Origin of the sequence: Streptomyces sp. NPDC127084 (assembly GCF_042724175.1) — a bacterium.
Lineage (GTDB): Bacteria > Actinomycetota > Actinomycetes > Streptomycetales > Streptomycetaceae > Streptomyces.
Map to the genome: position 1 here is coordinate 1 of NZ_JBHXFA010000213.1, position 9,028 is coordinate 9,028.

Here is a 9,028-nt window from a genome sequence, read left to right on the forward strand (position 1 = left end):
GTACCGCTTCGTGTACTTGCTTCCCACCTGGTGCTACTTCCTCTGGAACCTCAAGATCCCAGTCTCCAGGTGTCCACGATCAAGGGGAAGCTTCAGAGGTTCAGTTACACCGTTCACTGGACAGACCCGAAAGGTGTCATCGATGATCAGCACTCCACCCGGGCCGAGACGATCGCCGACGTAATCACGTACGTCATCGCGCAACGCGTCAGTGTCCCAGCGGGCACCGCCGAGCAGATGCTGCATACCGGCAGGGTCCCGGTGACCTGCCCACTCAGCCAGCTGCCAGCCGTTCTTCCGCCCCACCGGAGCCAGCAGCCCACGGGCGTAGTCCCGCATCCGCCACCGCAGATCCACCCGACCGAACCGGCCCCCAACACCCCCCAGTAGAGCATCCAACTCCGACGCCCAAACCTCAGCCTCTACCGTCCCCACCATGCCCTGACAACGACAACAACCAGCTCAGGACACGAAATCTCACTGGAGTACTAAAGTCAGCCCCCGGCCGATGGGCGGTGTAGGCGGGCAACTCCCCGTGTCGGAGGCTTGGTGGTGGTTGGCGGCCATTGCGCTGGAGAAGTAGTGCCGCTGCCGTGTGAGGAGCTGCAAGGCGCGGATCGGGCGCTGACCGCCATCCTTCCCCATGCGGGCTCCGGGGGCGGCAGTGCGACCAACTCGGTCGAAGGGAAGGATGTTTGAGGAGAAGTTGAGGCATGGGTGTGCCCATATCCGGAGGGTTCCTCAGGTCCGTGTCGCTGGTTGGTTGGGGCGCGGGCCGCCTGGGAGTCGACACCCCGACGCATTCCCGCCGGCGTAGGTGCAGCATGGCCGGCCACGGGCTACCAGACTTCAAAGGCGGTGTAATCGTCTTCTGGAGACACTGTATATAACGCTGTCCGGTTTCAGGGTGCGTTAAAGCGGTTCTCTACTTGCGCGGGCGGATGCTCGAATGCCATACTCGCCCCACTTCCAAGAAGGTTGCATCGCGATCTGCTTTATTGATCCTCAAAGGATACGTTTGATGCGGGCAAGTCGTTCCTTATGTGCGAAAAAGTATGACTCATTTGACAGTGATTTCGCTGCACACTCAACACTTTCTCGATATTTGCGATCATGTTTGACGTTATGTGTGATATTCGCCGGACGGGCCTATGTGCGGTTCGCCTCTCCGAAGTGTATTGACGATGAGTTGTTCCTGACTAAGGCCCGGCCCCCCCCGGTGCCTTTCTTGCTGGTCGTTAAGAGGCTCGGAGAGTCTGTCGGCCGGAATTTGGACCGCTCTCAGTATCATCGCAAAGGAATGATTCATAACATGACGATCGGGAAGCATAACATTGCTGGCTTGGCAGCTATTTTGAGCATGCTGATGGGTGCGTCGCTGGCGAACCCCGCAAGTACCTCTGCCAGCGAAACCACGAGTATGATTAACCTCGAGGAGGTCTTCCGTCAGCAGTTCGCTTACGCCTGGCCCGAGTTCAGGCTCGTGACGGTAAGCACTGAAGCCATTCAAGCCGCCAACACTAACGCCAAACTGATCGGTTCGCCGGACCTGACCAGGGGAAATCCGTACTACTTTGGCACGTCCACGCTGAAGAACACCACGAGTTCCACCCAGATCGCGAACGCTCAGTCCTTTAGTAAGTCCCTTGCATGGTCCACCACGACGCAGGTGACACGAGGAATTTCGGTTGCGAACCAGATCATGATCCAAATCGGTTCCGAGACTATCGGTCTCAAGGCAGCCGCGACGACCACGCTGACCCTGTCCCTCACGGACTCGACAGCGAAGACCTCAACGGAGACCGTCACATACGCGTCGCCGCAGCAATCAGTGAGCATTCCGCCCAACACCACGGCAACGGTCAGGGCGACATTGTATGACGTCACTGCAAACGGCAAAATCAAGCTTTCTACAGATCTGAGTGGGAAGGTTGGAACGAGGATTGAGAGCACCAACGGTAACGTTAATCAGAGCACCCCTTTCGATCTCTACACCGTGTTCAGCAAGGCACAGCAGAAGGGGGCACCCAGGCTACCCGAAGGACTCACTCTGAATGCGGACAAGAAGGTCGTTCACTTCGATGGTGTCGCGAACTTCGAGTCCAACTACGGATCCGAGTTCGTCATGGAGATGAGCTACGAGAGCAACAAGCGGAACAGCCCTGCGGGCAGGTCCGCGAAGGTCACCGTGCCCGCAGTGACGGCCACCACGAAGGCTGTCGCCGCTGACGACGGACAGCTCAGGTAGTCTCGTTCGGCAATGTCCCAACCTGTGGTCCTGGCTCCCCCAGGGAGTCAGGACCACGGTGGTACCGGCCTCTCCAGGGAATGACTCACCCGCTAACGGTGGTTTGTTAGATCCGGGCGTAGAGGTTGAGGGGCTGCCCTCTGGCGACCGTGTCGATCAGGGCTTGGAGGTCGGTGGGTGGGGGCGTGTTCGACCATGCCTGCCACCAGCGTTGTAACACGATCGATGGGGTCAGCCAGCTGCGAACGGCTCGCAGCGCCTGGGGCCAGCAAGGCGGACGGGGCTGGTGGGACGGTGGCGGTCCCCCTCTCTGGCCGGTCTGCTCGGTCGGCGGGTTTTGGGGTGCCGGGCACTGCGTGGGATGGGGCGACTTGGTCGAACCAGGTGTCCCAGCAGAAGGAGAACGCGCAGTTCACGAGGGTCTGGTGGCGGCGGATCGCGGTGTCGGAGCGGACCTGGAAGTCGGCCCAGCCGAGCTCGTCCTTGATCTGCTTGTAGCTCTGCTCGATCCAGTTGCGGATGCCGTAGATCCGCACGAGTTCGGCCAGGTCGGCGGGCTCGTGCGGGCTGTCGGCTGCGCGGGGCCCGCCGGGGCGGGGCAGGTTGGTGGCCAGGTACCAGGTGGACTTCTCGGGCAGGGTGGCCGGGTCGGTGGTGGCCACGACCAGCCTGGTGGTGCCGTCCGGGCCCCACCAGCCCAAACGGGCATCAGCGGCCCACCAGGTGGCGGTGTGCCCGTCGCGGAAAGTGCGGGTGACCGCGGTCCAGTCGCCGGGAGCGTCCGGGCCGCGCCAGGCCAGCTCACGGGCAGCGTCCGCAGGCGTATGGGCATCGGGACCGTAGGCCCAGGTGCCCCGGCGTCGCTTGAGGGCCATCACGAACGGCAGCCCGGCGGCGCCCAGTTCACCGCGGAATCCGTCCTGGTCGCCGTAGGCACTGTCGGACACCACCGCCCGGAACACCGCCCCGGCGGTTGGATCATGATGCACCGCCGTCTCGCCCGCGACTACGAGACCCTCACCACCAGCTCCGAAGCCATGATCCACATCGCCTCCATCGACAACCTCAGCAAACGCATAACGGACGAGACCACACCAACCTGGCAAGGAACCTACTAGGGCATAAGCGGCAATCCGCCTAGATTAGACGCCCTCTCAGAACTCTTCGTAGTCCTCGGGGTGGGGGCCGATCCGGTGCGGTGACCGGGCGGATATCCGGATCAGTTCGTCAGCCGTGAGCTCGAAGCCAAAGATGTCGAGGTTCTCGCGCTGTCGTCCGCGATCGGCTGATTTGGGGATCGGAACCGAGCCTAGCTGCGTTTGCCAGCGCAGCACGGCTTGCCCGGGTGTGACGTTGTGTCGTTCGGCGATTGCGAGAACCTCGGGGTCCTCGAGCAGGGCCCTTCCCTCCCCGAGGGGCCGCCAGCCCTGTGTCCGGACCCCTTTGGCCTCGTGGAAGCCGCGCAGTTCGTGCTGCGGGAGCGCGGGATGCATCTCGATCTGGTTGACCGAGGGAAGAACCCCAGTCGACCGCTCAAGGCGTTGGATGTGTTCCGCCGTGAAGTTGGAGACTCCTATCGACCGTGCGACGGACTCCTCGCGTAGCCGGATCAGGGCTTGCCAGCACTCCACATACTGGTCGAGCCTCGGCAGTGGCCAGTGAATGAGATAGAGATCGACGTAGTCGAGGCCGAGCCTGCGGCGGGACCCCTCGAAGGACGCCAGCGCCTGCTCGTAACCGTGATCCCGACCCGGGAGCTTTGTGGTGACGATGATTTCTTCGCGAGAGATCCCGCTGCGGGCAATCGCGCGACCGACCCCGGCCTCATTGCCGTAGATCATCGCCGTGTCAATGAGCCGGTAGCCCGCTTCAAGCGCCCCCGCGACCTCTCTCTCCGCCTCGTCGTTATCCAGTGGATAGGTTCCTAGGCCTATGGCGGGCAAAGTCGTTCCGTCGTGGAGACGGCGCGTCGGGACAGTCACCATCGATAACTCCTTTCACGTCAACCCGTTTCGAGCGCGATCGGCTGGAGGGCTGACCGATGAGCCCGCCCCGAGCACTTCCTCTAGGCGCTCCACTAGGTTGGAAAAGGGCAGCCCCTCGAACACGAACTGCTCCATGTCGAAGCTGTCCACTACATCCAGAACCAGTTCCGCTACCACCCCCCAAGGCGCCGAGTGACACCACAGTTCCCGGGAAGGGCTGGTCCTCGCGTGTTATGCGGCAGAGCGAGCCATCACCCGCAACGATGGCGACTTCCCGAACTCCCGCCGACACAGTCCGTGTCCCCCATCCAGACCCGTGAGTTCCTGTCGCACATGCTCCGGCGACCAAGATATTCGGGAGTGACGCCAGTGCGGGCAGCGCACCTCCAAAGCCATCCATAATCAGACATATTTCGCCAAAGGTTAGTCCACCACCCACGCTGAGACCCGTCAGCGCTCCCTCCCCACCTCGAACTGCCTCGCATACCCAAGGCATCTCCCGCAGGGACACTAGGACTCCGATCGTGTCACCCACTCGGGAAAACGAATGACCGCAGCCGAAGGCTTTCACCTCACGCGGTCCTGATCTCGCCACAATTTCCATCAGCTCCGCCAGCGATCTTGGGTATGCCGTTTCCCTCGCGCCGAACATGACATTTCCGGCCCAGTTCGCCCAGCTGTTTGCGCTCATGCTTCACACCTTCTGTCTGCTGGCGACATCCAGTGCACGGTCTTTAGTTTCGGGCAAAGTCCGGCGGAACAGCAGAAGAAAACCAATGGTGAGAACGGCGAAGAACAGGAAGGCCGCCCCCACCCGCGCCGGAGATCCCGGAATTCCCACCACGATCGGAAATGCCAGTGTGACCAGAAGGTTGGCGGCCCAGTTCGCTGCCAGCGCGACACCCGCGATCGGTGCACGGATTTCTGTAGGCAATACCTCGGCAATTATCAACCATGCCAACGGTCCAGCCGAAAACGCAAAACAAGCCATGAACGCCAGGAGGGATACAACGGTCACCACTCCGGTCACCTCACTGTCGAACGCCATGAGGCATACAGCTGCAGCTGTGAGTGAACCGATGATTCCCGTCAATCCGGATGTCAGCAGCGACAGGCGGCTGTGGCGCTGGATGAGCCACAAGGACAAAACGGATACGGCAACGTTACAGGCGCCAACAGAGAGTGAAGCAACTTCGGCACCCAAGCGCCCTTTCACACCAGCCAGAGAGAAGACAAGCGTGGAATAGTACACGACCGCGCCCACACCCACAAGAGCGTTCATGAGAGCCGCGCTCAGGGCGAGGACGACGGGCAACCGATATGGCGGGCGCCGCAACTTGCTCCAGCCGGCCGGACGCTCTTGCGAACCGCCGCCGGCGACCACCGGAATGTATGCCTTCCCCACCTGGTCGTAACCTTGGGCTGCACAGGGGACTCCGAAGGCCGTGCTTCCTCGCCTTCGAGCCGGCACATTTCCCAGTCCGGGTGGTATGAGAATAACACCAGCCCCAAGTGCTATTGCTGGCACAGCGTTGGCGGCGAACATCCATCGCCACTCTTCGTGTGCCGATTGATGCAGGCCCAAAAGAAGTGCCGCCAAAGCACCGACGGCGGTTGCGAGCTGATATGCCGTCACCGATGATCCGCGCTTGCGGATCGAGGCCAGTTCAGCAACCAGCACTGGGGCCACGGCCGTTGTTACACCGACGGCCAAGCCGAGGAGCAATCGTCCACTGATCAGGACGACCTGCGATGCTGCCACTGCACACACTGACGCCGCCACAGTCCCCATGACACCGGCGGCGCAGAGCATCGTTCGCCTTCCCCAGCGGTCGGTAACCGCCCCCGCAGCAAGGCAGCCCACCAAAGCGCCGACAACCAGAGAGCTGACCACGACGCCCTCACTCACAGTGGTCAGTCCGAACTCATGGTCGACCTCGTCCAAAATTTGGTTCATTGCCGAAATCGAGTAACCGAACAGCACCCCCCCAGCCAGCGCAACGACCAGAATTCGCACTTGGAGAGAAGGGCCGTGCACCGCCTTCACTCCCCGGACACGACCAGCTTGATGACATCACCGGAGAGATCGTCCAGTGCGGTACCAGCACGTTTCAGCGGGCGAGTAGCCGTGATCAGTTTTTCGAACGGCAAGGTCCGGTCAGACAACAGAGCGCTAGCTTCCCTGTACGACTGCGGCGGGTTGAAGGTGACGCCAATGATCCTGACGCTCTTCTGGCAGACGTCACGTGCCACGTCGATGGGGGTGGTGACTCCCTCGGAGACGACGTTGCCCACCTCTACTACTGTCCCCAGTCGCCGCGCGAGAGACAGTGCTTCCGAGAACGCGGCTGGGCTGTTCGTCGCGTCCACGACGAGATCCGCGCCGCGGCCTGCGGTGATGTCGAATACCTTTCGCCGACGTGCTTCGCGGTCCAGAGAACGGGTGTCGAGGACCGCATCGGTGCCCATGTGCTCGGCTGCAGCCAGGCGCTGGTGACGAGACCCGGAAGCAACGATCGTGCCCACGCCGCACCGACGAAGGGCCAGTACGGTCATGAGTCCCACAGCCCCCAGTCCCATGACGACCGCGCTGGAGTCGGGGGCCAGCACCTCGTCCCATGTGCCGGTAGGTGTGCGTGTGACATCCAACGAACGAAGGGCGACAGCAAGCGGATCAAGGAGAGAGGCTACCGCTGGTGAGATGCCATCGGGTACTCGCCAAAACCAGGTCCCCCGGCGGACAATCAGATGGCGGCCGAAGCCTCCAGTCAGGCGGACGGTACTGGTGATGGCCGTGTCCGAAGGTGGTGCGCCGATGGCTTCGGGGGGAATGCCGTAAACGAAAGCCTGCGTGCAAGTCGTTGCCCCGGGGCCGAATCGTCGGCAGCCCCAGCATTGACCGCAAGGCACCCATGGGAAGAGCGCAATGGTGTCGCCGATGCCGACACGCACTCCGGCAGAATCGAACCCAGTGAAGTCAGTGCCGGTGGCCACGATGCCGCCGACGATCTCGTGCCCTAGAACAAGGGGCTGCATCGGTTCCATCGCGAAAAAGTGGGCATCAGTTCCACATATTCCGTTGGCCGTCACTTCAAGAAGGAGCCCACCGAATGGCGGATCCTCCAAGGGAAGCTCCTGCCACTCGAGAGTCCGACGGCCAGTCCAGACCATGGCTCTTGACGTTTCGCTGTGTGCCATCTCGCCACGCCTCTCGGAGACCAGGTTAGGGACCGACTGGTTCCTCGAAACCCTCTTCGGGGGCCGATAAAGTTCGTCAACTTCCTCATCCAGGACAGTAAATCGAGGTCCCCTAGGCTTCGACTCCCGGCACCTAACTCAGCCGCGGGTTTCCCGGGTCGAGTAGATCGAGTGTTTCCGCTATCTCAAACTGGATCCCTTGCGACGCATGAAGAACCCAATGGCCCAGCCCAGTTCGGTTGTTCTCCCGTCCGCCATAATACAACCCCAATCATCCGTACCAAGGCAACGCTACTCTCTTCGACCAAAAGGTGCGCGGCAAGCACCATGCGCATAGACATCCTCTGCGCGATGCGCCCCAGGAACACCGAGCCGATATTCGTGCCGATCAAGGGCATCCAGTACGACGCCCCGGGCACGGACTCCAACAAGTCGGGCCAGCGCGGGTGGTGAAGCGGGGAGAGGCGCCGTGTTGGAGGAAGCGGGCGTGGCGGAGGGCCGTGGCTGGCCGTCGCGTCGCGAAGGGGAGCGCGCTGGACAGGAACTCCTGTGTGCTGCCCGGGGCGGCTTCGATCAGGGCCTCGCCGCGGCGCTGGCGCACGTAGTCTTCCGCCTGGGCGAACCATGCCCGGTAGTCGGCCCGGATCGCGGCACCGGCGTTGCGGGGGCCCTCGTTGAGCAGCCGCAGGTAGTCGGGGTGCGAGGCTTTGAAGTCGTCGCCGACTAGGGAGCGTATTTGGTCGTGATCAAGAGGTGGTGAGCTTCTTGATCCAGATCATCGACGCGCGGAGGTGGAGGCCGGCGAGGTAGCTCTCGGGTGTCTTGTCGAACCGGGTGGCGATGCCCCGCCAGGCCTTCAGTCTGTTGATCAGGCGCTCGACGGTGTTCCGCTCCTTGTAGAGCTCGGCGTCGTGGGTGACGGGCCGGCCGCCCCGGCTGCCCTTCTTCTTTCGGTTGGCGGCCTGGTCCCGCTTCTCCGGGATGACGGCCTTGATCTGCCGTTGGCGCAGGTGGGCACGGTTACGGCGGGAGGAGTACGCCTTGTCGCCGGCGACCGCGTCGGGCCGGGTGCGGGGGCGGCCGACGGGCCCGCGGACCCGGACCTTGGCCAGCACGGGGATGAACTGCGGACTGTCGGCGGCCTGCCCCTCGGTCAGGACGATGGCCAACGGGCGGCACGTGCGCTCGCTGGCGGTGTGGACCTTGCTGGTCTGCCCGCCTCTGGACCGTCCGAGCAGTGCCGCCTTCAGGCGGAGCTTTCGTCTGCGTCGGACGCGTCGTCGGCCGATGGTGTCGGCGAGGATGCCCCGCTTGCGTCCGACGATCTTCTTCGCGGCGTCGGTTCCCTGGCTGGTCAGGGGCACGTTGGTGGAGGTCTTGATGCTCTGGGTGTCGATGACGGAGGCGGTCGGCTCGGGCTTGCGGCCTTCTTTGACGCGGGCCAGGCCGGTCAGGTCGTAGTTGAGCTGGGCGAAGATTCCCTCGTCGCGCCAGGCGGCGTGGTAGAAGTAGACGGTGCCGTGGCCGGGGAAGTCGTGCGGGAGGTATTTCCAGGGGATTCCCGTGCGGTTGATGTAGAGGATCGCATCGAACACGT

Annotated in this window: 9 protein-coding genes and 2 pseudogenes; 3 read left to right on the forward strand and 8 right to left on the reverse strand. The window is 62.7% G+C overall.

What is annotated here, in order from left to right; genetic code table 11:
• Nucleotides 1-33 precede the first annotated feature (33 nt).
• Nucleotides 34-438, reverse strand: a complete 405-nt coding sequence (locus ACFWI9_RS30980; protein ID WP_387167609.1) for a transposase — start codon at nt 436-438, stop codon at nt 34-36.
• An 874-nt stretch (nt 439-1,312) separates the two neighbouring features.
• On the opposite strand from ACFWI9_RS30980, the gene ACFWI9_RS30985 reads away from it, so the two are divergent.
• Nucleotides 1,313-2,248, forward strand: a complete 936-nt coding sequence (locus ACFWI9_RS30985; RefSeq protein ID WP_387167612.1) for an ETX/MTX2 family pore-forming toxin — start codon at nt 1,313-1,315, stop codon at nt 2,246-2,248.
• A 92-nt stretch (nt 2,249-2,340) separates the two neighbouring features.
• Here ACFWI9_RS30985 and ACFWI9_RS30990 read toward each other — a convergent pair whose 3' ends face one another.
• Nucleotides 2,341-3,237: a transposase gene (locus ACFWI9_RS30990; RefSeq protein WP_387167615.1), complete on the reverse strand. Its 897-nt coding sequence runs from the start codon at nt 3,235-3,237 to the stop codon at nt 2,341-2,343.
• Here ACFWI9_RS30990 and ACFWI9_RS30995 point away from each other — a divergent pair.
• Nucleotides 3,220-3,366, forward strand: a pseudogene (locus tag ACFWI9_RS30995) (IS5/IS1182 family transposase); the annotation flags it as partial. The gene ACFWI9_RS30990 and the pseudogene ACFWI9_RS30995 overlap by 18 nt on opposite strands.
• A 36-nt stretch (nt 3,367-3,402) precedes the next feature.
• On the opposite strand, the gene ACFWI9_RS31000 reads toward ACFWI9_RS30995, so the two are convergent.
• The 4 genes from ACFWI9_RS31000 to ACFWI9_RS31015 are packed head-to-tail and all read right to left on the reverse strand — an operon-like array spanning nt 3,403 to nt 7,359.
• A complete protein-coding gene (locus ACFWI9_RS31000) occupies nt 3,403-4,233 on the reverse strand; it encodes an aldo/keto reductase (protein ID WP_387167618.1) in 831 nt (276 codons plus the stop codon).
• Entirely contained in the window at nt 4,154-4,924 is a 771-nt protein-coding gene (locus ACFWI9_RS31005) for an FAD-binding protein (RefSeq protein WP_387167620.1), read from the reverse strand. The genes ACFWI9_RS31000 and ACFWI9_RS31005 overlap by 80 nt, the downstream gene beginning before the upstream one ends.
• A gap of 3 nt (nt 4,925-4,927) precedes the next feature.
• The gene (locus ACFWI9_RS31010; protein WP_387167623.1) at nt 4,928-6,250 is read right to left on the reverse strand and encodes an MFS transporter; all 1,323 of its coding nucleotides are present in this window, start codon (nt 6,248-6,250) and stop codon (nt 4,928-4,930) included.
• A gap of 26 nt (nt 6,251-6,276) precedes the next feature.
• Nucleotides 6,277-7,359: a zinc-binding dehydrogenase gene (locus ACFWI9_RS31015; RefSeq protein WP_387167626.1), complete on the reverse strand. Its 1,083-nt coding sequence runs from the start codon at nt 7,357-7,359 to the stop codon at nt 6,277-6,279.
• A gap of 399 nt (nt 7,360-7,758) precedes the next feature.
• Between ACFWI9_RS31015 and ACFWI9_RS31020 the strand changes: the two genes are divergently transcribed.
• Complete coding sequence (locus ACFWI9_RS31020; protein WP_387167629.1) at nt 7,759-7,884, forward strand: hypothetical protein; 126 nt, start codon at nt 7,759-7,761, stop codon at nt 7,882-7,884.
• A gap of 100 nt (nt 7,885-7,984) precedes the next feature.
• Here ACFWI9_RS31020 and ACFWI9_RS31025 read toward each other — a convergent pair.
• Nucleotides 7,985-8,167 (reverse strand): annotated as a pseudogene (locus ACFWI9_RS31025) (zeta toxin family protein); the annotation flags it as partial.
• 10 nt (nt 8,168-8,177) lie between these two features.
• Nucleotides 8,178-9,028: IS5 family transposase (locus ACFWI9_RS31030; protein WP_387167631.1), on the reverse strand; the 851-nt coding region annotated here is incomplete at its 5' end.

What these genes read in the sequence shown, in the direction of transcription:
- ACFWI9_RS30980 (WP_387167609.1), bottom strand. Translation starts at nt 438, where the DNA reads ATGGTGGGGACGGTAGAGGCTGAGGTTTGGGCGTCGGAGTTGGATGCT.
- ACFWI9_RS30985 (WP_387167612.1), top strand. Translation starts at nt 1,313, where the DNA reads ATGACGATCGGGAAGCATAACATTGCTGGCTTGGCAGCTATTTTGAGC.
- ACFWI9_RS31000 (WP_387167618.1), bottom strand. Translation starts at nt 4,233, where the DNA reads ATGGTGACTGTCCCGACGCGCCGTCTCCACGACGGAACGACTTTGCCC.
- ACFWI9_RS31005 (WP_387167620.1), bottom strand. Translation starts at nt 4,924, where the DNA reads ATGAGCGCAAACAGCTGGGCGAACTGGGCCGGAAATGTCATGTTCGGC.
- ACFWI9_RS31020 (WP_387167629.1), top strand. Translation starts at nt 7,759, where the DNA reads ATGCGCATAGACATCCTCTGCGCGATGCGCCCCAGGAACACCGAGCCG.